Below are 25,335 nucleotides of genomic sequence, written 5' to 3'. Positions count from 1 at the left end.
TACATGAAATTCACCATGTATGAAAAAGAAAGCAAGAATATTAAATACCATAATGATCCATACAGAGCAGTGAATTTACGCATAGATGAAAACGGTGATCTGCTGTGTCCTAACAACAAAAAATTCCATTACGTTTACAGCAGACCCATAAAGGGAAACAAATATGGGAGAACAGAAGAATTCTATCAGTGTGAAGAATGTGCAAACTGTTCTCATAAAGAAAAGTGCTGCAAATGCAAGGGAAATCGCATAGTTCGCATAAATGAAGAATTGACTGCATTTCACAAAGAAGTTTTGGACAATCTTAATTGTATTCATGGAGCGCTTCTCAGAATGAACAGAAGCATTCAATCTGAAGGTGCAAATGGTATCATCAAGTGGAATCGGTCATACACAAGAGCCAGAAGACGTGGCTTAAATGCCATGAATTTAGAAATTGCGATGATTTGCTGTGGTTTTAATCTGCATAAATTTCACTTGAAGAAGATCGCAATCAGAAAAGCAGCCTGAAAAAGATATTTTTCAACATTTTAATAATCGGCAAAAAGCGCTGTATTTTCTGCCGGTGTGTTTGCTGTACCCTTTTTTCAAGATTAGATAGTTCTTTTTTGCTGTGTGATATATTAAAGCCCGTGGGCTTCCATATCGAGGGAATCCACGGGCTTTGTTGCGCTTTTTTTTACAGCGCCTTTTTTGTGCATAAAAATATCCCCCGCCTTGCGACGAGGGATAAAAAGTGCTAAGTCTATAAATTACTTTCTGTTGTTTGCTATCTTTGCAAGGAGATTCAGTATTTTAAGATAAAGATAAATAACACCTACGATAAGGCCATAGCTTGCATACCATTCATACTGAGCAGGAAGCCCCTGTTCAACTGTCATCTGGATAGTTTCAAAATCGCACATAAGAAGCGCTGCGGCGATAAGAACGCCAATAACAGCGAAAAGTATGCCGATAGGGCCGTTGTTTATTGCAACGATTGAAGTGTAGATAGCTGAATGAGGTGCGAGCCATGCAAGAAGCATGAAAAGCAATCCGCCAATGATAGAGACCCAAAGGCAGGTGATAAGAGCAGTTTTCATTCTGCTTCCCACACGAACGCCCTTTGAATAGATAACTGCAAGCACTGCAACTGTGAGAAGCGTCAGTGTAACAGCTTCAACTATTATGCCTTTCCACTGCATTGCGTAGATCATTGACATAAAGGTGAGGGCATATCCCATGCCTGCGGAATAAATAGAGCCTGTTACCGCCGTTGTTTTCGGAGCGAATGAAGCCACAAGTCCTGCTATTGCTGTTGCGATAATAGCGCCGACAAAGATAGTATACTCAGTGGAAAAAGCCTGTGCACCGCCGCCGAAGAAGTTGTGAATGTAAAAATATGCTCCCATGCCTGCGGCGAAAACTGCAACAAAATACAAGGTCTTCATTGCAATGCCCTTATAGCTTGCCGCCTCTATGCCGTAAGTGGACTGTGCAAAAGAGCGCAGCTTTTTAACTCGTGGATTTGAATAGCTTTCAGAAAAATTATTATAATCGTTCATGAATTTGCCTCCTTTATTTTTTTTCGCCAATATTTATTTTCATGGCTTATATACTATTATACATATTTTCTTAAAAAAGTCAATATGATTTTTCAGGCAACAACGCAAGGTTCTTTTTTGAGACTTGTCCGCATATGATGTAAGCAAAGGCAAAAGCACTGAAAAATCTTGTGCAGTCAAAACGTTTCGCACAATGTTATCAAGGCTATGCCAAAAAATCAGAAAGGAAGATACATTGTGCTGGATATACTTGAAAAGAAGCTTACGGAAAACCAGACCACAAGAAAGGGGCTAACAACTGCGGAAGCTGAAAAGCGGCTCAGTACGGACGGAGAGAACCGCCTTGCCAAAAAGAAAAAGACCTCTGCGGCGAAAATTTTTGCAGGACAGTTTCATGACGTTATGGTGATGATACTTCTTGTGTCGGTGGTGATATCCGTAGCACTTGGGCAATATGCTGACGCTGTGCCTATCGTGCTTATAGTTATCATTAACGCTGCGCTGGGATTTATTCAGGAATACCGCTGTGAAAAAACTCTGGAAAAGCTTGAAAACATGACTGCTCCCACCGCCATGGTATATCGTGACGGCAGGCTTGTGAAAATTCCTGCATCGGAGGTCGTGGCAGGAGATGTTTTTACTCTCGAAGCAGGTGACAGAGTGCCTTGCGACGGCTACATAAACTCATCAAGGGCGTTATCATGCGACGAATCTGCACTCACTGGCGAAGCTGTGCCTGCGGTAAAGAAATGCCGTACATCTGAGATAGATTTTACCGCTTTGAATAAGGATTACATGGTATACATGGGAACAGTTGTCACAAAGGGCGTTGGCGAGGTCACGGCGGTGGCAACAGGTGAGCGAAGCCAAATGGGCAGGGTTTCAACCATGCTTGATGAGATAAAAGAGCCTGAAACTCCATTGCAAAAGAAGCTAGGTGAGCTTGGAAAAACTCTTGCTATGATCTGCCTTGCAGTGTGCGTGATAGTTTTCCTTGCAGGCGTACTAAGAGGCGAGCCTGTTCTCAACATGGCAATGACAGGAATAACCATAGCCATTGCCGCAATACCTGAAGGCTTGCCTGCCACTGTGACAATAGCCCTTGCCCTTGCGGTCAGAAAAATGCTAAAGCGGCAGGCACTTGTACACAGGCTTCATTCAGTGGAAACTCTTGGCTGTGCAACTGTTATCTGCACTGACAAGACGGGTACAGTGACAATGAACAAAATGACCGTCACTGATATTTTCACCTGCACCGAAAAAAGCCGTGCTTACGGCGTAACAAAAGAGGGGGCAAGCTTTGAAAACAAAGCCCTGAAAGCATGGGAAAGCCCTGACCTTGGCAGGATACTTTTGTGCGGCGCAGCCTGCAACAACGCAAGGCTCTGCCCGCCTGAGAAGATAAAAAAGCGTGACAGGGGCGGCAGGCAAAGCGAGCTTTGTGCAGAGGGCGACCCTACAGAAACAGCTATACTCATAGCCTGCGCAAACGCAGGTATAAATGTCAGCTCCCTTGGTTACAGACGAACTGACGAGCTGCCATTTGAAAGTGAAACACGCTCAATGACAGTAATATGCGCTGACGAAAAGGGGGTTACAACGGCATTCAGGAAAGGCGCTTTTGACGTTATCATAAAAGAATGCAGCCACGTTTTTTCTGACAGCGGCGAGCTTTTGACATTTGGCGGAGCAATGAGAAAACAGGCTTTTTACAAGTGCGATGAATACGCTTCAAAAGGTCTGCGTGTGATAGCATTTTCACAGCAGGTGGACGGGGAATGGGCTTTTCTTGGACTAATGGCAATGAAAGACCCTCTCAGGGCTGAAGCCGCAAAGGCGGTGGCGGAATGTCAGCGTGCAGGCATAAAGACAGTTATGATAACAGGCGACCACAAGCTCACTGCCCAGGCTATTGCAAAAGAGGCTGGGATAATGAAAGCAGGCTCTATCGCTTTGACAGGCGACGAGCTTGACAGAATGGACGACAAACAGCTTGACGAGGTAATAGAAAACTGCCGTGTGTTCGCAAGGGTGACACCTGAACACAAGCTCAGGATAGTAAAGGCATTCAAAAGCTGTGGGCACGTTTGTGCAATGACAGGCGACGGGGTAAACGACGCACCTGCTATAAAAGAAGCCGACATAGGTGTATCAATGGGAATATCAGGCACAGAGGTCACAAAGCAGGCGGCTGACGTGATACTTCTTGACGATAATTTTGCCACCCTTGTGAACTCCGTTGAGGAGGGCAGGACCATATATCAGAACATAAGAAAATTCGTGCGCTACCTTATTTCCTGCAACATAGGCGAGGTCATCACTATGCTTGGGGGAATTTTAATGGGGCTTCCAATGGTACTGCTTCCAGCGCAGATACTTCTTGTAAACCTTGTTACAGACAGCCTGCCTGCAATTGCGCTGGGGCTTGAGCCTGCGGAAAGCTCGGTAATGAAAAAGCCCCCTAGAAAAGAGGACGACAGCTTTTTCAGCGGCGGACTTATGTGGCATATCGTCATAAGAGGGCTTCTTATCGGTATCTGCACCCTTGCAAGCTTCACTGTTCTGCTCACTAACACCCATTCTCTCGGCACTGCAAGGACAGGTGCGCTTATAACACTTGTACTTAGTCAGCTTATCCATGTGTTTGAATGTAAGTCGGAAGAAAAGACGCTTTTCACTGTACCTTATCTTTCAAACCCATTCCTGCTTTTCTCTGTATTCATATCAGCGGCAGCGCTGTTTGCAGGCATATGGCTCCCTGTTCTGCAAAAGGTATTTTTCACAGCCGTTCCGAGCCTTGGAGAGTTTCTTGTGGCGGTGGCAGCGGCGGCTATCGTGCCTGTTGGGGCAGGCATAATACCAAAGCTTTTTATGGGCAAAAAATCTCCTGACGTAACAGTGAACGCCCCGCAGGGATAGCAAAAGACCGACAGGGCAAAGCTTTGTCGGTCTAATTTTTTAATCCATATTTTTTATCCAGCCTTTTAAATATCCTGCCAAAAGGTTTTGATAAAACCAGCAGGAAAAACACGTTGGAAACTGCGTATATAAGGGTGAAAAAGGCTGACGAGCTAACAAGGGCAAGGTATCTGCTGAGAATAAATGCGTTATCAGCCCACAGACAGCTCCACAAGTCCATGATAAGAGAGAACGCCGTTCCTGAGATTATGCCGAAGGTCACAAGGAGTGGCTTGCTTTTTATAAGCTTATCAGCCAGCATTCCTGCAAAATATCCGGTCAGACCCCAAACCAGCATTTGAAAAGGCGTCCACGCACCCTGTCCGAAATAGAAGTTTGAGATAAGGGCGGTCATTGCACCTGTCATAAAGCCCGATTCTCTTCCCATATAAAGGGCGGTTATGATAACGATTGCGGTGCAGGGCTTAAAGCCCGGCAGAAAGCTGAAAACTATCCTGCCGAAAACGGACAATGCGGTCATGGCGGCTATTATCACAAGCTGTGTGCTGTCAGACTGTTTTTTCTCAAAGTGGAGAAAATAGCCTGCCACGGTAAGAATGGCAAGTGCTGCGGTGACGAAAGAATAGAAGCGTTCTCTGAAAAACATTATACCGCCAAAGCACACAAGGGGTATGACAAGAAGATAGATAAGCCCTGACACAAGTTTTTTACTGCTCATATTGACCTCTTTTCACCATTGCGAGCCGTTCTCTTACGGCTGTTGACGTCACCGCACCACTGAAAAAGCCCCTTGTGAGCCTTGCGGCGGCGGTGGTGTAAAAGCGATTTTGGGAGAAAAACTCCACGGCATTATCCTCGGCGACTATCTTTCCGTCAAAAAGAAGTCCGCACCTGTCGCAGTATTGTGCGGCAAATTCAAGGTCATGGGTCACGAGAAGTATGGTCCTGCCCTCGTCTTTTAGGTCCAAAAGAATATCACCAAGAGCCTTTTTGGCGAAACTGTCCATGCCCTTTGTACACTCGTCGAGGACTATTATTTTCGGGTCAGCAAGAAGAATTTTTCCAAAAGCACATTTCTGTATCTCGCCGCCGCTGAGATCCCAAGGGTGGCGGTCAAGAAGATGTTCTATGCCCATACGCTGTGAAACATTTTCCACTGTGACTTTGTCACCGCTTTGCAAAAGATCCTCACGGACGCTTTCTTTTACAAACATTGTCACAGGCTCTTGGGGCAAAAATGCAAGCATTTCACGGAAAAGCGAGCCGCTTTTATAGGCTTTCTGTTTTTTCCCGAAAAGTGAAACAGTGCCCATATAAGGCTTGCAAAGTCCGCATATCACACGCAGGAGCGTTGATTTTCCACCGCCGTTTGAGCCTAAAAGCCCATAGCACTCCCCTTTTCTGATACCAAGATCACAGCCTTTGAGGATATCGGGGGAGTTTTTTTTATATCTCTGCCACAGATTTTTGCACTGCAGGGCATAAGGCTCAGCACGTTCTGTATCAGTGACAGCCTGCTTTGGAATATCCGTCACGCCAAGCTTTTCAAGCTTCGCCCTGCCTTGTCTTACATTGAGGGGCAGGTCATCGCAAAGCCTTGCGAACACCTTGGCGGTTTCGGGAAGAAAGCCCTCCAGAGCGTTCTTCACAAAATGTTTTGCGGTCAAGGCAGGCGTACCGAAAAACTCGGTCTTGCCCTTTGCAAGATACAAAATTTTGTCGCAGGAGTCAAAAAGCTCCTCGGGGTCATGCTCGGCAATGATGATAGTCACGCCCATTTCTTTGTTAAGGCGGTCTAAAATGCCAAGAAGCTCCCTTGCGGCAACGGGGTCGAGCTGTGCGGTAGGCTCATCAAGAAGCAGGATATCAGGGTCTGTGGCCATGACGGAACACAGAGCGACGAGCTGTTTTTGACCGCCCGAAAGCGTGGAGATATCCCTGTCATAGAGCGGCTCAATACCGAAAAAAGCCGCCATTTCACCAACACGGCTTTGTATCTCACCACTTTTCACACCAAAGCTTTCAAGCCCGAAAGCAAGCTCAGCCGATACTTTGTCGCATACCGTCTGGCTGTCAGGGCTTTGCATTACAAAGCCTATCTTTTCGGCACTTTCTCTATCAGAAAGCTCGCTTCTGTCCTTGCCCATAAGGGTGATATTGCCCGAAAGCTCTCCCCTTGGGGAAAGCTCTCTTTTCAGGAGCCTGAGCAAAGTAGATTTTCCGCTTCCCGAAGCACCGCAGAGCATTATTTTTTCGCCTTTTTTCACTGAAAAAGTGCAGTCAGAAATGGCATAGTCCGTGCTTTCGTTATATTTGAAGGCTACATTTTCGCAAGACAATATTTCCATTTTATGCTCTCCTTTACTTCAAGAATAAACGGGAAAACGCATATTAATGCGAACATTCCCACAGGCAAAACGCTGTTTTCAAGCTTTATCACAGGGTAAAAAGCGGCGGACAGCTCGCCCTTTGCGGAAAATATCAGCACCAATGCAAAGATAGCTGTAAAAGCCGCCACAAAAATGCCGTCCCATGCTCTGAACTTGAACGAATGTGCAAAGCTTCGTTTCTGGATACCATAACCACGGGCTTTCATTGAAGCGGCTGTGTCCGCTCCCCTTTCAAGCGTGCCTGCACAAAGGGCTGTGAACACTGTGCAGTCTTTTTTCAGGCGGTCAAAACGGCTGTCGGAGATGTTCGCACCAGAGCAATTCAAAGCGTCCAAAAGCTGTCTGTGAAGCCTTTTGAGCTTTGGGATAAAGCCCATTGTCATTGTTATCACAAGGGCAGCTTTTGGCGTTTTTCGGCCGAAAATGTATAGGAGCTTTTCCCTTGTAAGCACCTTTCCAAGAGCTTTGCACCACATTATCACAGCGGTGAGGGATAGTCCAGCGGTCAAGCCATAAAAAAGGGCTTCCTTTGTGTAAGCCTTGCCGTTTACGAAAAACAGCGGCGTTACGCCCTTATGTGAAAAAAGTGGATTTGTGACAGTCAAAACGGCGGTAAGAAAGATGTAGAAAGCAAGTTCTGATGCGGTCTGTCTACAGCTTTGAGTTATGGCACAGAACAGGAACGCTCCCACTGCCGAGCATATACCAACGGCTGGTGAAAAGCAGAACATTGTCACCGCAAGCACAGCCGCAAAATACACAAGGGCGGTCAAAGGGTGAAAAGCTGACAACCTCATTTCACCGCCTCCTTTGTGTAGTCGCAAACGTAGTAAAACTCCACGCTGTCACCGTCATTGAGGACATACTGTGAACAGCCCTTATCGGGGCTTTCGCCATTTACCGTATAGGTCCACCCTGAGGACGGACCGCAGGAAAACTCGTAGATATTGTTTATGCCACGGACATACACAGTGTTGTAAATATTATCCTCTGAACCTTGATAATCAAGGGGTATCTTCCCGCACCTTGTAGCTTTTTCCAACAGATCAAAGGCGGTGTCGCCCTCACGGAGGACATATTTTTCCGCAGGCATAACAATGCCGTCTGAGGGAACATAGCACTCGTCACGGAGATTTTTGTCAAGCATATCGTAATTATCCAAAATATCAGAGCAATCCACTGTCAGAGTTACAGTGTGAGCGGCATTTGCGGTATCGTCGCTGTGCAGGCTGTAATACTCGTCAACGGACTGAATATCAACGCCCTTTATGACCGCTGCCGCTGCTAAAATTATGACTATGAGCAGAGCGATATCCTTTTTCACTTTTCTGCTCCCTCCTGACCTTTGAGCTTTTTGGCTTTCTTTGCTGAAACTGCGAAATTTTTAACCACTGTCATTTCCTCTTTGGTTATCTCGAGCCTTGAAAATCTCGCCTTTTCGTATATTTTCTCGCACTCTGCGAAACTTTCCGCCATATCAGCGCCAAAGGTCTTTTTTATGCTCTCGGAAAGCTCCCTTGGCGTATGGTCTGAGAAATCCCTGCCGCAAAGCTTTTTTCTGCCTGCAAAGAACAGCTTCTCCACCTTTTTGCTGTCAGGCAGAGCGGCAAACTTTCTTTTTCTTACCAAAGCTATTATTGCCGCAATAAGGCAAAGTATAAGTATTACCGCACCGATAACGATATATACCGCATAGCTTTTCTCCGCAGGTTTAGTCTTGTTCTCCTCAAAGATCTCTTCCCTTGGTTTGTCCTCGTCCTCGGGAGCAAGGGCTTCGCCGCCTTGGTTGGTGGGCTTTGCTTTTACAGAGCTGTCGTCAGTTTTTATCATGCCAACATAATCGGGGCAGACCTCGAAAGGCTGCCAGCCTATGCCGTCTTTGTAATACTCCGCCCAATAGTGGAGCTGTTTTGAAGTGACGGTCAGGGCTGAGTTATCTGTAAGGTCTTTGGTCATATCTGATGTGATAAAATATCCTCTGCAAAGCCTGGCAGGAACGCCCTTTGCACGGAAGATCTTCACAGCGGCGGCAGCAAAATCCTCCTCGCCCCCACGGCAAGTTACCTCAAGCATATCTGCAAAAGAGCTTTCGCCCCCATAGGTCTTTGACCTGTCAAGCACTGCGTCTGACACAAAAAAGCTTAGCATATCAGACCGCAGTTTACCCTGAGAACCTTGCAGATCAAAATGGTTTGCGGCAAGCTGTTTGTCCTCGGCTGATATGTCAAGGCAGGTGGAATAAACATAGTCACGATAACCCTTTTCTGTGGCAAGATAATCCGCGGGCTTATAAGTGCGCAGGGTATCAAATGTGCCAAAAGGCTTTGTGAGATAGCCTTCCGACACCGCAAGCCTGTAATAGCTTTTGGTGTTCTCAAAGCTTCCGCCTATTATCTTTGGGTCGGAAAAAGCGTTCTCTGCGGCGGTCATACCATAGGTATAAAGGGGCTTTCCGCCATTTTTGATGTTTACTGTAACATTGCCGCTGTCGGATATACCAAGGGCATTGTCAAGCAAAGCGGTCTGAAAAGCCGGTGAGAAATCAAGCTTATCAAGCCAATAAAACTCGTCTGAGTAGGCATATTTCTCCTCACCGCTAAGCTCCCCCCACACGCCGTTAGTTTCTTTCTCAAAACGGCTCTCCATAAGATACAATGGCTGTGGGTGCTCCATTATGATCTCATACTCACTTTTCGTATTAAAGCGATCGGCAAAGGCAAAGTTGGAAAGCTTATCAAAAAGCCCTGTCAGGCAGGCTATAAGCACTGTGCAAAATGCTGTAAGTATAAGCACAAAGGGCTTCAAATCGCCTTTTATGCTGCCGGAAAACGTCAATGCAAGGATACCTAACGCAACTTCTGCAGTGGCATAGTACAGAGGGATATCAATAAAGATACCTGCGCACAAAAACAGCGCAAGCATTGCCACTGTAAAAACTCTGCTGTCAAGACGGCTGAAAATGCTCTGCACTGTGGAAACTATCACTGCACCCACGCAAAGAGCAAACCAAGGGTCTGAGTTTTTTTCCACAAGCATTTCCACTACTCCTGCGCTTTTACCGTGGGCGGTCAAGACGCAGTTCAAAAGCCCTGCAAGGCTTGTTAAAAACTTCTTGTGGAATATCACCGCCGACAATAGTGCGGCAAAAAATGGTATAGGCAAAGTCTTTTTTGATACCCCTGCAAAGGCTGTCAATATGCACACACCTACCAGGACAAAGGCTCGCCAGCCCATACCAAGCGACAATGACAGCAGGAGCATTGTCACTGCACCAAAAAGGCTCTGCATGATATAAACACCCTTTGAAAAGCGCTTTTCCACATAGCAAACACTTGCTGTCAAAATTGTCACCTCTTTTACTATTTTATCTCGATAACACGGCTTATGCCGCTTCTTTCAAACAGCTCTGAAAACTCCGACAGTCGCTCTTTTCCCTGCTCAGGCTGTGAAGAAAGAAGGCTGTCCAAAGCGACAGTGAAGCTGTCTGCGCTATCGATATGCTCGAAAACTTTTCTCTGCTGAGAAAAGCTGTAAAACGCCATATAATGCCCTATACCGCCGTCTGAAAGATACATTGAAAGGCTCAGTGCCTTTGCGGCAATGCGGTCATAATCCGTTGCGGGGACATTTCCGCCTGTTTCAACGTAGATACAAAGGCTGTCAGTAACAGGCTCGCCATATTCACGGACGTAGATATCACCAAGTCTGAAAGACAGCTTCCAATGCACCGATTTATAGCTGTCCCCCTGACGATATTCTCTTATTCCGATAGGCTCGCTGTGGTCAAAGCCCTCGTTTTCATTGCTGAAAAAGTCGCTTTCAAGGGCTTCCTTGAGCTTTGCTTCCTCGCTCTCATCTATCTCTGCAGCATCAGGCATTATGTTCACACTGCCCTTTATTTCGCACTGCGCCTTTTTCCATGTTAGCCCTGTAAAGTCAAAGGCTCTAAGTGTCAGAAACTCTGCTTTTATCTTTCCGCAGGTGTCGCTTTTTACAGTGATATCCACCTGAGCAGGCTCTCTGCTGATGATAAAATGCACCTTTATATCATCGCACTGTCCTGTGAGCATATTTCTAAGCCGCAGTTTACCGCTGTATTCACCGCAAGTTCCTGTGAAGATAAATTTAAGGCTCATGTCCTTATTTTTCAAGCCTGTGCCGTGGCTTACCAGTGTTGCTGACAGCTTTTTCTTCGAGAATATATTTACACATACTGACAATACAAAAAGCACTGCGCACAACCCAAGCACCGATATACCAATGGGCTTTTTCAGCACAAAAAGCAGTATGCCCAAAGCTGTGCAAAGGCAGAAGCATAGCCTCTTCATCTGCGTTTTTCCTCATTCTCAGGACATTTTACGCTTTTAAGTATCTCGTCAAGCACACTTTCTGCCGCAAGTCCTGAGAGCCTGCCCTTTGCAGAAAGTGATATCCTGTGGCTGCAAACATGGACAAAAAAATCTCTTACGTCCTGGGGAACGACATATTCTCTGCCCTTATAGCACGCCCACGCCTTTGCTATCCTGCAAAGTGCCAAAGCACCTCTTGGGGATACGCCCAGAGAAATATTTTCATTATGCCTTGTGGCGTCGCAAAGGTCTGAGATGTAGTCATAAACGCTGTCGTCAACAAAAACAGCCTTTGCCTTTTTCTGCATTTCTATAAGCTTTTCAGCGGTGCAGACGGCTTTCACATCTACCAGTGGGTCTGAACTGCTTCGGTCTGACATTATGCTTCGCATTGCCGCCTTGTCAGGATAGCCCATTGAAAGCTTTATCATAAATCTGTCAAGCTGTGAAACAGGCAGTGCCGCCGTGCCAACTGTGCCTGTAGGGTTTTGTGTTGCTATCACTGCAAAAGGCTCAGGCAGAGGATATGTTCTGCCGTCAACTGTGCAGGCCCGCTCCTCCATGACCTCCAAAAGGGCAGATTGCGTCTTGCCTGAGGTTCTGTTTATTTCGTCTGCAAGAAGTATATTCGTCATTGCCGCACCGCTGTGAAAAGTAAAGCCCTGCGCCTGTCTGTCAAAAGCCGTATAGCCTGTGATGTCGGAAGCCACAGTATCAGGGGTGAACTGTATTCTCTTTGTTTCAAGCCCCAAAGCCTTTGAAAACGCCACCGCAAGAGTAGTTTTTCCCACGCCCGGAACGTCCTCCATAAGCACATGACCCTGCGCCAAAATTGCGGCGAACACCATATCCACCACTTCGTCCTTGCCGATTATGACCTTTTTCACTTCATCTGTTATCTCACGCATTTTTTACCCTTCTTTCTTACCACTGTGAAAACTCCCACTGCGCACAACACCGCTGCCGCAGATATCACATACACTGTCACGTTTTTATCCTCCGCCTCTTTTATTATCTCGTCAGCAGAAGTGACCTTTTTCCGCTCGCTTTCAGGAAGCTTTTTTATCCTCTCTGCGGTCTTTTCCAAAAGATCCTTTTTGTCTTTTCCAACACTATCAACAGGATAAAGCTCACGGCTTATGATACTGTTAAGGTCTGATATCTCACTGTAAAGCTCGTTCGCTTTGGCGTTCATCTCTTCAAGCTCTGATATTATCTTATCCCTGTCGGAAAGGCTCTCGTCAGCCTTTGCATGGACTAAAAGCACAGCCGTAGCAGTGCAGTCCCCCGAAGTAACACCGTTTTTTCTCAGGGCTTCAAGCTTGTTTCTGTCGCTTTTTGTAAAGCCTTTCTTGCCCTTATATATTTCCGTTTTCTCGATACTGTATACACAACCGTTTCCATGGTCTGTCTGTGCAAGCTCCACTGTGAAAGCCCTGTCGCTCAAGGTCAGGCTGTATTTTTCAGCCGCATTTTCAAGCTCTGCACCGTATCTCACATATGTGCGTTCGTCACAATCAAGGTCATTGAAAAGCTTCAAGGCTTTTTCTGCACTCTCCTCGTCTGAGATATCCGAAAGCCTGCCGTTTATGCCGTCAAGCTTTTCACGCTGTAGAACTGAAAGCTCCTCTCTCATATCGTAAATACGTCGCATCGTAAGTTCAAAACGCTTTTGTGCCGCAAGTGCGCAAAGAGCCTGCCCTGTGGCAAGCTCGTCAGAATCGCCGCCCTTTTCATGTGAAAATCCACCGTCGCTGTTCTGATAGGAAAGCAGGGCGGTCAAAAGGTCGGAACTTTTCACAAAACGGCTGTCAGCTTCGGGGTCTATACCAAGTGAACAAAGTGCTATTACTACCTGCGAATCAGCTTCTGCACTTCCGAACGTACCTGAGCTGTCCTGCTTGCCGCTTAGATACTCCACCGCTTTGTCAACGCTTTTTCTAACATCGTCACGGGAAAAATCATTGTAATATGGGGCGATCGCCTGCAAAGCCATTGCGGTGATGTCGATATCGCTTTCACCTTTTGACAGCGAAAAGCCACCATCGGTATTCTGCGAAGAAACTATCTCGTCAAGTATACGCTCTCTGTCAAACTCTGCACCCTCCGGGGTCTTGTAGCCCATTGTATCAAGGGTCAAAAGTGCAAATATCCATCCGTTAAGGCCCTGTTTGCCTACGGAATTATTTTCATCTCTGCCGTAAACACCGCCTTTTACAAGGTCTATGCCCCCAAGGTCGGCAGGGTCGCCTCCCATTGCGGAGGCTGTTATAGCGCACCTCTGCCACTCGGTAGCGTTGTCGGTATCTGAAAGAGCTTTCACACGCTGAGAAAGCGCAGTGAGATAAGCCTCATAGTCCTCCTCAAAACCAAATCGTGAAATGCCTATGGCAAGCCAATCTGAGCTTCCTATGCCTGCGTTTTGCAGAAAATCCCCCGAAAAAATGCTCTCGTCCTGAGAAATGCCCATTTTGTCACGCTGCCACTGACAGACCTTTTCTGCGCTTTCAGTTATCCTGTCCCTTTTATCTGCGTTATCTGCATTCACCGCAGTAACATTTGTCAGAAGCATTACTGCCCCTGCAAACACCGCCACTAATCTGCCAAGAAAACCTCTCGTTTTCAACAATATCCTCCTACCATGTTTTGTCATAGCTATCCTGTGAACCTGTTATATCTCTTCCGTAGGCAACTGTGAACGCAAGCCTAACAGTGTCGCCGTCGGTGAAGTTCACCTTGCCCATGCCGTATGCAGGCATATTGCCGTTTACAGTGTACACCCAGCCTGAGCCGTAGGTGTAGTCAAATTCTCCAAGGCTGTCGGCATACTGTGTGTTGCTGTCTGCAATGCCATCATTTTTTATAAGCTCCGCAAGCTCGCTGTTTACTGCTCCACCTGAAAACGCACCGCTTTTGTGTATTCGGCTTAGATATCTCTGATCGCCCTTGCCTGTAAAGTCACCTGTGAAGCCGTTTTGCTGAAGGAAACGCTCTATAACGTCAACGCCTGTGTCCCCCTCGTATATTGCCACCTCTGAGCCTGCGGCAAGCTGTCCAAGCCCTATGGTATCGGCGTCAAAGCTCATTGTTATAACGCCTGTCTGCTCGCCTTTTTGTGCGCTGACAGAATTTATGGTATAGGCATGATCCGCATATCTGCCCTCGGGGTCATACACCCTTATTTCAAGAAGATTTGCCCCGCCCGAAAGCTGGAGATAATAGGCTGAGTTCCTGTCCTGTGCGATACACTCAACAGAAAGCCCATTGAGCCAGACCTCGGTCTTGTCGGCATATATCCTTCCGCCCTGATAGTCCTGTGCGTTAAATCTGAGGGTGAAGCCCGAGCCTTTCACTGTCTGTCCGTTGGTGACGTTTATATACGTTATCTCAGGTCTTGTGGTATCGTCAGCAATGGGTACATAGGTGACAGTGAAATATCTGTCTATTTTTTTGTCACCGTCTTTTGCATAAAGCCTTATACGGTTATCACCGCTTTGGAGGGTGCAGGTATAATTATCTCTGCCCGAAAGCTTTTTGCCGTTTAGAATAACGCTTAGCTTTGCACTGCCGCTTTGACCTTTCATTCTCGCATAGAAGCTAAAATCGGCGTCATTTACAGTGCGGTCATAAAGGTCGGTATCAATTGAAAACTCCGCAGGAGTGTATTTTATCTTAAAGCTTTTTTCAGCCTTTGAGCCGTCCTTTTCCGCAGAGAGAGTTATAGTATTCTCCCCCTCAGAAAGCTGTGCGGTAAAAGTTTCACCACCGGAAAGCTTTTCACCGTTGACTTTAACCGTCAAAGGTATTTTATCACTGCCGTAAAAAGCTGTGGCTGAAAATGTTATGCTTTCTGTGTCAGTATCCTTATCCGCAAGGTCGGTGTCAAAGGTTATCTCCTTTTTGTCAAAATAAACTGTATAGTCCTTATAAGCCCTTTTCACCTGACCGCTTTTGTCGGTATAAGTGCAGGCAACACGGATAGTGTTTTTTCCTGCGTGAAGGGAAACGCTGCCAGAAAACTGATTTACAACGCTGTCGTTCACAGTGACTTGAACTTTTTGCACTATGAGAGCCTTGTTTTTATGTGTTATTGTGAACTTATACAGGGCTTTTTTTACACGCTCGCCCTCTTTTATAGAGGTGGTGAAATATTCTGTGTCGGTGTTCTTTGTGACAGTTTCGGTCTTGCTGTCAGGCTTTTTCTTTACCTCGTCAGACTTATTTTCACCTTGGACATTTATGGTAACATTCGTGTTCCCGCCATTTACTGTCGGGAAATTTCCGTCGATTTTGTCAGCCTGTGGAGAGCTTTCTGTTGTATCTGTATTGCTGTCACTACTATCAGTGTTATCACTGTCATCTGCCTGTGAGCTGTCCATATCTGAGCTTTCGTCCTTTGGCTGAGAGCTTGTTTCATAGCCCTCTCCGCCCTGTCCGTCCTCCTCCGCAAGGCTTTCAGACAGTGCTGAAAACGGATTTTCAGGGGTCTTATAACTGCTCATATTATAAAAACGCATACACAAAAAAGCCGCTGCGATAAAAAACGCCGCTGCTGACAGCATTATTATTTGCCTGTTTTTTTGTGTATGCTTTTTCATAATATTCTCACTTTTCATATCACAGAAAATGCCCGCCCCCTGAAAATAGAGGGCGAGTATCCTGCAAAATAACTTATATCTTATTTGTCTTAATTTTTTACTTTCTCTTTCTTGAAACTGTAAGAGCTCCGCTGATAAGAAGTGCAAGACCTGCTACGCAAACGCCTGCTGTCGCACCTGTGTTAGGGTTAGCCGCACCTGCGTTATTTGCTGTCTTTGATGAGCTGTCAGCCGCCTTTGATGTGTCAGCACTGCTTACTGACTCTGCGGCTGATGAAGTGGCAGAAGATGTATCCTCAGAGTTTGCAGAAGATACTGTGCTTTCGGAAGATACGTCAGATGAGCTTACAGAGCTTTCTGCTTCTGATGAAGAGCTTGGTGTCTTGAGTTCTTCAAGCTTTTTCTCTGCGGCCGTAAGAGCGTCAACATTGCCTACATATTCCTTAAGGTCGCCAAGAGCGTCATAAGCGACTCTTGCTGCCTTGATGTCATTCTCGCTGTCAAGTGTTATCTCGCCAAGGTCACTGATAAGCTTCTCAACAGCCTTTACGCTGTCATAATCCTCTGCTGCAAGAACTGTTACGTTGATAGTTGTTTCAACAGGTGAAACGGCAACGCCTGTTGTGTTTGCAGCACCCTCTTTTGTCTTATCTCTGTACATACCATACTTGTATGTAACAGTAACGAAATCATCGTCTGCTGTAAGAGCTGTATCGTCGATAGTCACATAATCTGTAACGTCTTTCTTCACACCGTTTTTAAGAACTGCGTAGACCTTCAAGTCGGAAGCGTCATAAGCTTCGCCTTCTTTGCATACTGTCTTAGCATTCTCGGTCACAAGCTTTTCCACCTCTGAGCCGACAGCCATTATGTAGCCTGAATCGTTCTTGAAGTAGATAGTGCCGTTTTCGTCTGCAACAAGGTCAGCTATAGCGTACTGTGCCTGAGCGCCCGTTGGTGTGAAAAGTGACGGAGCTGTTTTCTTTCCGTTTACTATCTGAGCGTCAAGAACTTCTGTTACGCCCTTTTTATCCTTTACATAGCGGATAGCGCCTGCTGATGCGTTCTCTGTGAAGTAAACATAGTTATAACCGTTCTCATTCACAACGCCAAGACCTGATGTCTGTGGATAGCCCTTTGTTTCTGCCTTGTATGCTATCTCAAAGCTGTCAAGGTCGATAACTGCAATAGCACTGCCCTTATAGTCGCCCCAGCCTGAGCCGTTTACGCCAACATAAGCTCTTCCGTTAAGAACTGTAGGAGTTGATGTGCTTGCGCCGCCAAGTGCAATGCTGTCAAGCTTTGTGAAATTGCCCTCATCGTCTATTGTTGCCTTATAGAAATATCCGCCGTTAGATGTGAAATAATAAGCGTCTGTATCCTTATCGTAAGAAATAGTGCTTCTTACTCCTCCGCCTACTGTATACTTAGTATCTATAACGCTTCCTGAGTTTTTGTCAAGAGTAACTATTCTTGCAGGGTCGGTAGTATTTGCCTTTGCATTTTCCATGCCGAGAACGACAAAATCATCAGTTGCATATGCGCCTGCCCAATAGAAACCGCTTTTGTTTGTGAATGTCCACTTTGGTGACTTCTCTTCATCTGTTGTGTCAGGATCTTCGTCCTTAACGTCTATGCAAACATACTGATCGTTTTTTCCTGAACCATAGTTGCAGAAGCCTGTGTAGATACAGCCGTCATTATAGTAGATAGGGCTTACAGACTGACCACCCACGCTGTCCTTGTATACCCACAGCGACTCGAGGGTGTCAGCGTCAAATGCCTGAATTCCACCGTTAAAAGCTGAGAATATCATGCCGTCTGCATAAGTAACAGGCTGGATAGCGTAGCTGTTTGTGCCTGCTCGCTGTCCAACTACTGAATCCACAACGCCCGTTTCCTTATTCATTCTCATGAGCTTGTCGCCAGATGTATAAACGATATTATCTCCAACGATAGCCACAGGCGACGGACCATCGTTCCAGCTTTTTCCTACCTTAGTTGCCCAGTTAAGCACTGCGTTATCCGCACTGTCAGGGAGGACTGATGTTGTTACATTGTTGTTTGTTCCGTCTGAAACAAATGCGCTTGCACACACGCTCAGACTAAGAGCAGTCGCAAGAGCGAAGCTGGCTGTTCTCAAAATTTTCTTCTTCATTCTTTTCTGTCCTTTCGTTGATACACACTGTTCCGCCGTCAATGCACTTTTTATGAACACCCAGACCACAGCAAAAAAATGCCTTTCCGCCGAAACGAAAAAGCATTCTATCCGCTTTACTGCCTGCACAGCGATAAAGCAGACCGTCATCTTCATCGCCCAAGACAGAAATAGTCAACGAAAACACAGCAGATACCTGACTTATGACAGCGCACAAAAAGCCTGTCAAACACAGTAATGGCGGTTGTGCAGGATTTGGACCTGCTTCCCTGACGGCAAGGCTTTTGCCCTGACACGCTCTACTCAGCTAACAACTTTTCAAACTGTGCTTTCTTAATATTCACATCATGATAATTATACCATATCGCTATGGATTATTCAATAACCTTTTTACACCACTAATAAGTCCGATACAACGCCGTTTTTGTGGCATTTTCATAAACTCATAGACTAAAACTTTGTTGGATATAGTTTTAGGCTATACCCTCAGTTTCTCCTCCAGCTCCGTGTCAGGCTTGACAGTGATAGTGTAGTTGTTTGTAAAAATAACCATGCCCGGCTTTGAGCCGTTTGGCTTTTTCACGTTTCTTATGAAAGTGTAGTCAACGTCCACCCTGGAGGAATTTCTTCCCTTTGAGTTGCAGGCGGCGATTATTGCCGCTTCCTCTATTGTCCTGTCAGGTGGCATTTCCCCGTCGCAGGTGACGATAACGTGGCTTCCTGTGATATCCTTAACGTGGAGCCAAAGGTCAGTTTTCTCTGCTTCCTTGCAGGTGAGGCGGTCGTTCTGTTTATTGTTCCTGCCCACCCTTATTTCATAGCCGTCAGAAGAACGATATTTTATAGGCGGCAGAGCCTTTGGAGGCTTGCCCTTGAACTTTGAGCGCTTTACATAGCCCTCCTGAAAAAGCTCCTCACGAAGCTCGGCTATATCTCCCTCCGTCTGCGCCCTCGTTAGAGAATCGAAAACAGAATCGAGATACTTGACCTCCTGCTCGCCCTCTGCAATAAGCACAGTGAGCTTTTTCTCTGCGGTGTCGAGCTTTCTGTACTCCTTATAATACTTCTGAGCGTTCTGTGTTGGCGTAAGCCTTTTGTCAAGTGGTATCTTCACTGTAGGGCAGTTCTCGTCATAAAAGTCCTGCACCTCGGCATATGCCATTCCCTTTTCAAGTGCATAGAGATTTGAAGTGATAAGGTCACCGTAAATGCGGTATTTTTCCCTGTCCTTGCACTCTTTAAGCTCTTCACGCTGATTTTGCACACGCCTTTGAGTTCTCTCGGAGGTGTTTATAAGAAGCTTGAAAAGGTCATTGGCTTTCTGCTTTATTCTTGAAAGGGAGTCCCTCTCCGCATAGAAATAGTCCAGAAGAACACTTGGCGACTCAAAGCTTTTTGTCACCATGAGCGCACCATACTGCGTTATATCGCAGAAGCAGAAATCTTTGAGATTGCCCTCTTTTGTTTTCAGCACTGTGTAGACGTTAGTGCCGTCATTTATGCTGTCACGGACTTTCGAGAAATAAAACCACAGCCTGTCCGCAGTGTCGCCGCTTAGCTGTTCGGCTGTTATCTCAGCACCTCTTGCCGCAAAGAACACAGCTTCCCTTGCGAACACTGGCGAAATGCCCTCAAGCGTTTTCATTATTGCCTTTGAAAGCTCCGCCGTGGGATTTTCAGCTATCTTTGCCAAAAGCTCTTCCTTTGTGCAGTCAAGAAGATTCAGCCTTTGCTCTCTTGGGGGCAAAGTATACTGCGCACCGGGAAGAACCATTCTCACTGATGACATTTCCTGTCCCACACGCTTTATGCTGTCTATTATCCTGCCGTCCTCATGATAGAGGATAAGATTTGAACGCCTGCCCATTATCTCCGCCGCAAGTGTGAGATTCACCCTGTCGCCCATTTCGTTGGTGGCTTCAAAGTCAAAGAAAAGTATACGCTCAAAGCCGTCCTGCCTAATGGCAGTGAGTCTGCCCCCTGCAAGATGCTTTCTCATGAGCATACAGAACATAGGCGGTGTTTTCGGATTTTCTATATCCGCCGTTGTTATATGAACCCTTGCCGAGCCTGCACCTGTGCTGAACATAAGCTTCTGCGCACCCTCTTTAGTGCGGATAGTCATTATAAGCTCCTCTCGTGAAGGCTGGTGTATCTTATCCACTCTGCCGTCAATAAGAGGGTCAAATTCTTTTCTGAGCAAGCTCAGATAAATTCCGTCCAATGCCATTTTACTTACCTGCTTTTTATATTACTTCAACTATATCCCTGTTGCTTACGGCTATCTCTACTCTCAGATCGCTGAACTTGTTTTTCAGCTCACCAGCGATAAACTCGCAGAAGATATTTTCCGTATAGAAATGACCTGCGTCTATAACAGAAATGCCCATATTCTCGCCGTCTATAAAAACGTCATGCTTCACGTCACCTGTCAAAAGCACCTGACAGCCTTTTTCTGCGGCGTCAGCAAGGAACGAACCGCCTGAACCTGAGCACACTCCCACACGCCTTATCTCACGCTCTCCGCCGCTGAAACGGACTACTCTACAGCCGAGAACGTCCTTTGCTCTCTGTGCAAGCTCACGGACGTTCATGCCGTCACACTCGCAGACATATCCACAGCCAACGCCATGCTCTTCATGCAAAGCGCTCTCGGGTTTTAGACCAAGCATTTTGCAAAGCACGTCATTCATTCCGCCCTCTGCGGAGTCGAAATTTGTGTGCATGGAAAGAGCGTTCTTTCCCCCTGCCGCAAGTATCACAGCAGGGTCGTTCGGCACGAGGGTCTTTAGTCCTCTGAAAATAACAGGGTGGTGGGTGAGAACAAGGTCAAAATCACGCTGACAAGCCTCTCTTGCCACCTCTGCGGTGCAATCAAGCGCCACAAGCACGCTCCTTACCTCAGCGGACATTTCCCCCACGTTAAGACCGCTGTTGTCATAGCCCTCCTGCAAGCGGTATGGGGCTAAATCCTCTATAAAACTATAAATATCATAAACTGTCGTCATTTTTGTCAGCTCCTTTTTTTATATCCGATGTGCTGTCAGGGGTATTTCTGTCCTTGATCTTTGCGTCAAGAAGTTCGTAAAAGCCCGTGATGAATGTTGTCACTGCGATAACCACCAATGCAGGCATCATAGCGACAAAGGGCATATAGTTGAGTGCGGGAAACCATGTGCCTCTCGACAAAGCCTCTGCCACATCTTTTTCGCAATGAGTATAGACAAAAGCCATAACAATGGTATGTAAAACAAGCGGTATAAACGCAAAGCTGAGCCAGTAAAAGGCTTTGCCCATGTTTGGTTTCTTAAATTTAAAATAAAAACCTATATACGCACCCAAAGCAACAACGCCGCTTAATATCACGCTTGCACCGCCTGGACTTACGGAGCAGAATGCAAGCAACAGAATTACTGACAGTATCGTTACGGAAAGTTGGGTCGCTATACCTATCCCTAAAGTTTTCAGAAATTTCATTTTTGCCCCCATGTTTTTTTGTATCATATTTTTTTCAACGTTTCAAGTTCGCTCTGTGCAAGCTTAACAAGCCTTTCTCCCAGCTCCTTTTTGTCCTCGGACTTCATCATTCCGCTGCCTGCGACAAAAATTCTTTTTGCCTGCCTTGCGATATACTCTTTCCCCTCGCCCTCAGGCTTAACAAAGCCGAACTGCAAATATCTGTCATCGCAATCATAGGACGGAGTTTTGCCTGTATACACCGCCTGCATGACAGAATATGCAAACAGTCCCTCTGTGCAGGCAAGCTCTTTTTTCACCTCAAAGCCGTTGTCATAAAGCCACTTTCTAAGCACGTCCCACTTTGTCATAGGCTGTAAAACGAGGTTCACTCCGTTTTTCACCCACGGACATTTTTCCAGAAGCCTTGCAATAAGCTCACCGCCCATACCTGCCATAACAACGTCTGTTATGCCCTCTGGCGGAACATTGTCAAGCCCGTCTGAAAGCACCGTTCCAATGCGGTCTGAAAGCCCCTCACGATTGATATGCTCCTCAGCCGATCTCAATGGCATTGGTGCAACATCACAGGCGAGAGCCTTTTTGCACATATTTTCCTTTATCATAAAGCAGGGCAGATAACCATGATCTGTCCCCACGTCACATACAAATTCTCCTGTACAAAGCTTTGCACAGGTCACAAGTCTTTTATCCAAAGCTGTCCTCCAAAGAAAAAAATCGCCGCTCGCCCCCTGAAAAGGCGGCTGGGCGGCGAAAGTAGTTCCAAACGCTTATTCTGCAAAGTGCTTGTTGAGCTTTTCAAGCATTTCCTCAACAGGAACGCCATGAACAGCACAAGCCTCTTCAAGAGTTTCGCCTCTTGACGCAGGGCAGAACAGACAGTGCATACCCATTTCCATAAAGTATGGTGCTGTATTTTCATCAGCGTCCATTATATCGCCTATAATAGTATCCTTTGTAACTGTGAATGCCATTTTATATTCCTCCTATCATGATAGACCACGCACCGCAAAAGCTTTGCGTTATACCTATATTATAACCAATCCTGCGAAAAAAAGCAAGCCCTTTTTATTATAATATATCGCCCTTATCAACATTTATAACAGCGTTGTATCTTCCGTCAAATTCTGTGAGCCGTTTTGATATTTTTGCTTTTACCTCGCTGTCTGAAAGTCTGAAATCAAAAGGCACTACCACGTCAAAAATAAGATTTTCACGGTTTTCGCCCTTTGTCATTCTGAAATCGTGTATACTAAGGCATTGGTCGATAGACTTCACAACGTCTGTTACTATCTTTTTAGTTTCGATAGTTTGCTCGTCATGATCTGCCACCGGATCCATATGTATAGACACTGCGCAGTGATATTTTTCTTTCATGCTGTCCTCAAGATCGTCTATAAGCTCATGAGCCGCCATAAAGTCCATTTCGCATGGCACTTCAGCATGAAAGGAGATAACGGTATTCCCTACGCCATAATCATGTATGAGCAGATCATGGATACCGATTATCTCAGGAAAACTCATTGCAGTGTCAACGATATCCTGAACGAACTCTTTGTCAGGCTTTGAGCCGAGAAGTGGCGAAACACTGTCCTTGCAGGTCATAAAGCCTGAGCGGAAGATAAAGAGAGCAACGAGAACGCCCATATAGCCGTCTATGTTTATGCCTGTGAACGCAGAGAATACCATTGCAAGCATAACAGCTCCTGTTGCGGTGCAATCGGAAAGACTGTCAGCGGCAGAGGCGAAAAGCGAGGTAGAGTTTATCTTTTTTCCAAGCTTTCTATAGAAATACCACATCCAAAGCTTAACAGCCACTGAGCAGCCAAGTATCACAAAGGTCATTACCGAGAAAGCAAGCTTATCGTGGGCAAAGATCTTTGAAAAAGAAGATTTTCCAAGTTCAATGCTCATCATCATTATAATAAACGAAATGACAAGACCTGAGATATACTCCATTCTGCCATGACCGAAAGGGTGATCTTCGTCTGCGGCTTTGGCTGCCATTTTAAAGCCAACCAGTGACATTATAGACGAGCCTGCGTCAGAAAGGTTGTTAAAAGCGTCCGCCATAACGGACACAGCCCCTGACACAAATCCTGCAATAAGCTTACCGAGGAAAAGCATGATATTAAGGACTATACCAGTACATGAGCCCAGGTAACCATATTTTTTTCGGACGTTTTTATCTTTCACGTTATCTCTGTCTTTTATAAATAATCTTACAAGAAGTGCTGCCATATGAATATCCCCTTTTGTTTACCAAAGTAAACTTATAAGTTTATCTACTATTATAACACATAATATTACAAAATCAAGTGCAAATGCTTATTTATATGGATATTCGCCGCAGCAGGCAATATGCAGCCACTTATTTCTCATTTCAACCACATAATAAAATTTTCTTTTCACTATTGAAAAAATTTGTGCAGTGTGCTATAATAGTCATTAGCGTTAATCGTTTACATACGCAAAAAGGAAAGAGGTTATATAAAAAATGAGAAAATTCATATCGAGAGCTGCCGCTCTGCTCCTTGCAGGAGTTATGACAGCGGCTGTGGCAGGCTGCGGAAAGAACTCCGACAGCGAGGCAAAAGACACAGCAAAGAAGTGGACTGAGCTTGACCAGACACAGATAACAGAAGCCATGGGGCTTGGCTGGAACTTAGGCAATCAGCTTGAAGCTTCCAGCGGCGGACTTCCCAGCGAAACTTGCTGGGGCAACCCTGAGATAACCAAAGAGCTTATCGACACTGTAAAGGCGCAAGGCTTCAAGACAGTAAGAATACCTGTTTCTTATCTTGACATGATAGGAGACGGTCCTGACTACAAGATAGACACTGACTGGCTGGACAGAGTTCAGGAAGTCGTTGACTATGTTGTTGACAACGATATGTTCGCTATAGTGAATATGCACGGTGACGGATATTACACTGTTGACCACAGTTGGTTGCTTTGTGCTGAAGACGATGACAAGCAGACCGAGATAAAGGACAAGTACGGCAAGGTTTGGACTCAGATAGCAGACCGTTTCAAGGACTATGACCAGCACCTTATTTTCGAGTCCATGAACGAGGAGTTCAACAATGATTACGGCAAGCCTGACGAAAAAGCATATGATAACATCAACGCATACAATCAGATATTTGTTGACTCAGTGAGAGCCACAGGTTCAAACAATGAAAAACGCTGGCTGCTTCTTCCTGGTTGGAACACCAATATAGATTACACAGCAGGAGATGATTACAACTTCAAGATACCTACCGACAACGGCTGCAAGGCTGACGGCAAGCGTATCATGATATCAGTTCACTATTATGACCCATTCAATTTCACTATTGACGAGAACAAGACCGCAAAAACTCAGTGGGGCAAATATGCGGTAAAGAATTATGACAACTGGGGTCAGGAGGATTATGTTGACAGCCAAATGGCACTTCTTAACGAGAAGTTTGTAAGTCAAGGTTATCCTGTTGTTATCGGCGAATTTGGCGCACAGGACAAGACAGAAAAGTTTGCAGACTACAATGAGTTCAGACGCTACTGGTCTGAATATCTTATCAAGGCGGCAAAGAAAAACGGTGTTGTTTGTGTATACTGGGACAACGGCTACAACGGCAACAAGGGATTTGGCATCGTAAACAGATTTGACTACACTATCACACAGCCTGACCTTATCGCAGGCATGATGAGAGCCATAAACTCCACAGACGATTATGAGATCCCGTCACCGGCAGGCTACACAGAGGTCAGAAAGAGCGCAAAGGCGTCATAAGTTTTTCACACGCAAATATGCTGATACATTTGTAGGGGCGAACAGCGTTCGCCCGTTTGATCTGCATGATGAAATAATAAAAGCAGTACCTTTTCACGGGTACTGCTTTTTGTTTGTGTCTTACG

General features: G+C 45.8%; 21 protein-coding genes. 3 read left to right on the top strand and 18 right to left on the bottom strand.

What is annotated here, in order from left to right; translation table 11 throughout:
* A partial coding sequence (locus AB5Z01_RS06515; RefSeq protein WP_368365394.1) for a transposase occupies window positions 1–510 on the top strand: 510 nt, incomplete at its 5' end.
* A 242-nt stretch (window positions 511–752) separates the two neighbouring features.
* Here AB5Z01_RS06515 and AB5Z01_RS06510 read toward each other — a convergent pair.
* On the bottom strand, window positions 753–1,544 hold the full coding sequence (locus tag AB5Z01_RS06510) for a Bax inhibitor-1/YccA family protein (RefSeq protein ID WP_138336463.1): 792 nt from the start codon (window positions 1,542–1,544) through the stop codon (window positions 753–755).
* Window positions 1,545–1,781: 237 nt separating this feature from the next.
* Here AB5Z01_RS06510 and AB5Z01_RS06505 point away from each other — a divergent pair, with 237 nt between their 5' ends.
* Complete coding sequence (locus AB5Z01_RS06505; RefSeq protein WP_287215913.1) at window positions 1,782–4,463, top strand: cation-translocating P-type ATPase; 2,682 nt, start codon at window positions 1,782–1,784, stop codon at window positions 4,461–4,463.
* A gap of 31 nt (window positions 4,464–4,494) precedes the next feature.
* On the opposite strand, the gene AB5Z01_RS06500 is transcribed toward AB5Z01_RS06505, so the two are convergent.
* From AB5Z01_RS06500 to AB5Z01_RS06420, 17 genes are all read right to left on the bottom strand, one after another.
* Window positions 4,495–5,181: an ECF transporter S component gene (locus tag AB5Z01_RS06500; protein WP_195220705.1), complete on the bottom strand. Its 687-nt coding sequence runs from the start codon at window positions 5,179–5,181 to the stop codon at window positions 4,495–4,497.
* Window positions 5,171–6,811 (bottom strand): ABC transporter ATP-binding protein, encoded by a 1,641-nt coding sequence (locus AB5Z01_RS06495; RefSeq protein WP_195220706.1) that lies wholly within the window; start codon window positions 6,809–6,811, stop codon window positions 5,171–5,173. Before AB5Z01_RS06495 ends, AB5Z01_RS06500 begins: the two co-directional genes overlap by 11 nt.
* Window positions 6,784–7,650: an energy-coupling factor transporter transmembrane component T gene (locus AB5Z01_RS06490; RefSeq protein ID WP_287215909.1), complete on the bottom strand. Its 867-nt coding sequence runs from the start codon at window positions 7,648–7,650 to the stop codon at window positions 6,784–6,786. The genes AB5Z01_RS06495 and AB5Z01_RS06490 overlap by 28 nt, the downstream gene beginning before the upstream one ends.
* A complete protein-coding gene (locus AB5Z01_RS06485) occupies window positions 7,647–8,177 on the bottom strand; it encodes a DUF4430 domain-containing protein (protein WP_117897180.1) in 531 nt (176 codons plus the stop codon). The genes AB5Z01_RS06490 and AB5Z01_RS06485 overlap by 4 nt, the downstream gene beginning before the upstream one ends.
* Window positions 8,174–10,195, bottom strand: a complete 2,022-nt coding sequence (locus AB5Z01_RS06480; protein ID WP_287215906.1) for a transglutaminase family protein — start codon at window positions 10,193–10,195, stop codon at window positions 8,174–8,176. Before AB5Z01_RS06480 ends, AB5Z01_RS06485 begins: the two co-directional genes overlap by 4 nt.
* A gap of 17 nt (window positions 10,196–10,212) precedes the next feature.
* Window positions 10,213–11,181: a DUF58 domain-containing protein gene (locus tag AB5Z01_RS06475; protein ID WP_287215903.1), complete on the bottom strand. Its 969-nt coding sequence runs from the start codon at window positions 11,179–11,181 to the stop codon at window positions 10,213–10,215.
* A complete protein-coding gene (locus AB5Z01_RS06470) occupies window positions 11,178–12,110 on the bottom strand; it encodes a MoxR family ATPase (protein ID WP_260647444.1) in 933 nt (310 codons plus the stop codon). Before AB5Z01_RS06470 ends, AB5Z01_RS06475 begins: the two co-directional genes overlap by 4 nt.
* Window positions 12,098–13,828, bottom strand: a complete 1,731-nt coding sequence (locus tag AB5Z01_RS06465) for a prenyltransferase/squalene oxidase repeat-containing protein (RefSeq protein ID WP_287215899.1) — start codon at window positions 13,826–13,828, stop codon at window positions 12,098–12,100. Before AB5Z01_RS06465 ends, AB5Z01_RS06470 begins: the two co-directional genes overlap by 13 nt.
* A gap of 10 nt (window positions 13,829–13,838) precedes the next feature.
* Window positions 13,839–15,818, bottom strand: coding sequence for a DUF4430 domain-containing protein (locus AB5Z01_RS06460; protein WP_287215898.1), 1,980 nt, complete (start codon window positions 15,816–15,818; stop codon window positions 13,839–13,841).
* 79 nt (window positions 15,819–15,897) lie between these two features.
* The gene (locus AB5Z01_RS06455; protein WP_287215896.1) at window positions 15,898–17,958 is read right to left on the bottom strand and encodes an NPXTG-anchored protein; all 2,061 of its coding nucleotides are present in this window, start codon (window positions 17,956–17,958) and stop codon (window positions 15,898–15,900) included.
* Entirely contained in the window at window positions 17,906–18,136 is a 231-nt protein-coding gene (locus AB5Z01_RS06450) for a hypothetical protein (protein WP_287215894.1), read from the bottom strand. Before AB5Z01_RS06450 ends, AB5Z01_RS06455 begins: the two co-directional genes overlap by 53 nt.
* Before the next feature lie 300 nt (window positions 18,137–18,436).
* On the bottom strand, window positions 18,437–20,188 hold the full coding sequence (locus tag AB5Z01_RS06445; RefSeq protein ID WP_287215892.1) for an NFACT family protein: 1,752 nt from the start codon (window positions 20,186–20,188) through the stop codon (window positions 18,437–18,439).
* Window positions 20,189–20,204: 16 nt separating this feature from the next.
* Complete coding sequence (locus AB5Z01_RS06440; protein WP_287215890.1) at window positions 20,205–20,966, bottom strand: Nif3-like dinuclear metal center hexameric protein; 762 nt, start codon at window positions 20,964–20,966, stop codon at window positions 20,205–20,207.
* Window positions 20,950–21,435 (bottom strand): hypothetical protein, encoded by a 486-nt coding sequence (locus AB5Z01_RS06435; RefSeq protein ID WP_287215888.1) that lies wholly within the window; start codon window positions 21,433–21,435, stop codon window positions 20,950–20,952. The genes AB5Z01_RS06440 and AB5Z01_RS06435 overlap by 17 nt, the downstream gene beginning before the upstream one ends.
* Window positions 21,436–21,458: 23 nt before the next feature.
* Window positions 21,459–22,130 (bottom strand): class I SAM-dependent methyltransferase, encoded by a 672-nt coding sequence (locus tag AB5Z01_RS06430; protein WP_332008862.1) that lies wholly within the window; start codon window positions 22,128–22,130, stop codon window positions 21,459–21,461.
* A 75-nt stretch (window positions 22,131–22,205) separates the two neighbouring features.
* Window positions 22,206–22,409 (bottom strand): DUF1858 domain-containing protein, encoded by a 204-nt coding sequence (locus tag AB5Z01_RS06425; RefSeq protein WP_022288179.1) that lies wholly within the window; start codon window positions 22,407–22,409, stop codon window positions 22,206–22,208.
* Between the two features lie 97 nt (window positions 22,410–22,506).
* Window positions 22,507–23,676 (bottom strand): cation diffusion facilitator family transporter, encoded by a 1,170-nt coding sequence (locus AB5Z01_RS06420; protein WP_332008861.1) that lies wholly within the window; start codon window positions 23,674–23,676, stop codon window positions 22,507–22,509.
* 256 nt (window positions 23,677–23,932) lie between these two features.
* Between AB5Z01_RS06420 and AB5Z01_RS06415 the strand changes: the two genes are divergently transcribed.
* A complete protein-coding gene (locus AB5Z01_RS06415; protein WP_332008860.1) occupies window positions 23,933–25,210 on the top strand; it encodes a glycoside hydrolase family 5 protein in 1,278 nt (425 codons plus the stop codon).
* Window positions 25,211–25,335 lie beyond the last annotated feature (125 nt).

Source organism: Ruminococcus sp. RTP21359st1_H3_RTP21359_211015, from assembly GCF_040909065.1.
In the GTDB taxonomy this organism is placed as follows: domain Bacteria; phylum Bacillota; class Clostridia; order Oscillospirales; family Ruminococcaceae; genus Hominimerdicola; species Hominimerdicola aceti.
This window is presented reverse-complemented; position numbering and strand designations above follow the sequence as displayed.

Bases quoted from the DNA above. Each gene is read 5' to 3' on its own strand.
- AB5Z01_RS06510 (WP_138336463.1), bottom strand. From the start codon at position 1,544: ATGAACGATTATAATAATTTTTCTGAAAGCTATTCAAATCCACGAGTT.
- AB5Z01_RS06500 (WP_195220705.1), bottom strand. From the start codon at position 5,181: ATGAGCAGTAAAAAACTTGTGTCAGGGCTTATCTATCTTCTTGTCATA.
- AB5Z01_RS06495 (WP_195220706.1), bottom strand. From the start codon at position 6,811: ATGGAAATATTGTCTTGCGAAAATGTAGCCTTCAAATATAACGAAAGC.
- AB5Z01_RS06490 (WP_287215909.1), bottom strand. From the start codon at position 7,650: ATGAGGTTGTCAGCTTTTCACCCTTTGACCGCCCTTGTGTATTTTGCG.
- AB5Z01_RS06475 (WP_287215903.1), bottom strand. From the start codon at position 11,181: ATGAAGAGGCTATGCTTCTGCCTTTGCACAGCTTTGGGCATACTGCTT.
- AB5Z01_RS06470 (WP_260647444.1), bottom strand. From the start codon at position 12,110: ATGCGTGAGATAACAGATGAAGTGAAAAAGGTCATAATCGGCAAGGAC.
- AB5Z01_RS06460 (WP_287215898.1), bottom strand. From the start codon at position 15,818: ATGAAAAGTGAGAATATTATGAAAAAGCATACACAAAAAAACAGGCAA.
- AB5Z01_RS06455 (WP_287215896.1), bottom strand. From the start codon at position 17,958: ATGAAGAAGAAAATTTTGAGAACAGCCAGCTTCGCTCTTGCGACTGCT.
- AB5Z01_RS06445 (WP_287215892.1), bottom strand. From the start codon at position 20,188: ATGGCATTGGACGGAATTTATCTGAGCTTGCTCAGAAAAGAATTTGAC.
- AB5Z01_RS06440 (WP_287215890.1), bottom strand. From the start codon at position 20,966: ATGACGACAGTTTATGATATTTATAGTTTTATAGAGGATTTAGCCCCA.
- AB5Z01_RS06435 (WP_287215888.1), bottom strand. From the start codon at position 21,435: ATGAAATTTCTGAAAACTTTAGGGATAGGTATAGCGACCCAACTTTCC.
- AB5Z01_RS06425 (WP_022288179.1), bottom strand. From the start codon at position 22,409: ATGGCATTCACAGTTACAAAGGATACTATTATAGGCGATATAATGGAC.
- AB5Z01_RS06420 (WP_332008861.1), bottom strand. From the start codon at position 23,676: ATGGCAGCACTTCTTGTAAGATTATTTATAAAAGACAGAGATAACGTG.
- AB5Z01_RS06415 (WP_332008860.1), top strand. From the start codon at position 23,933: ATGAGAAAATTCATATCGAGAGCTGCCGCTCTGCTCCTTGCAGGAGTT.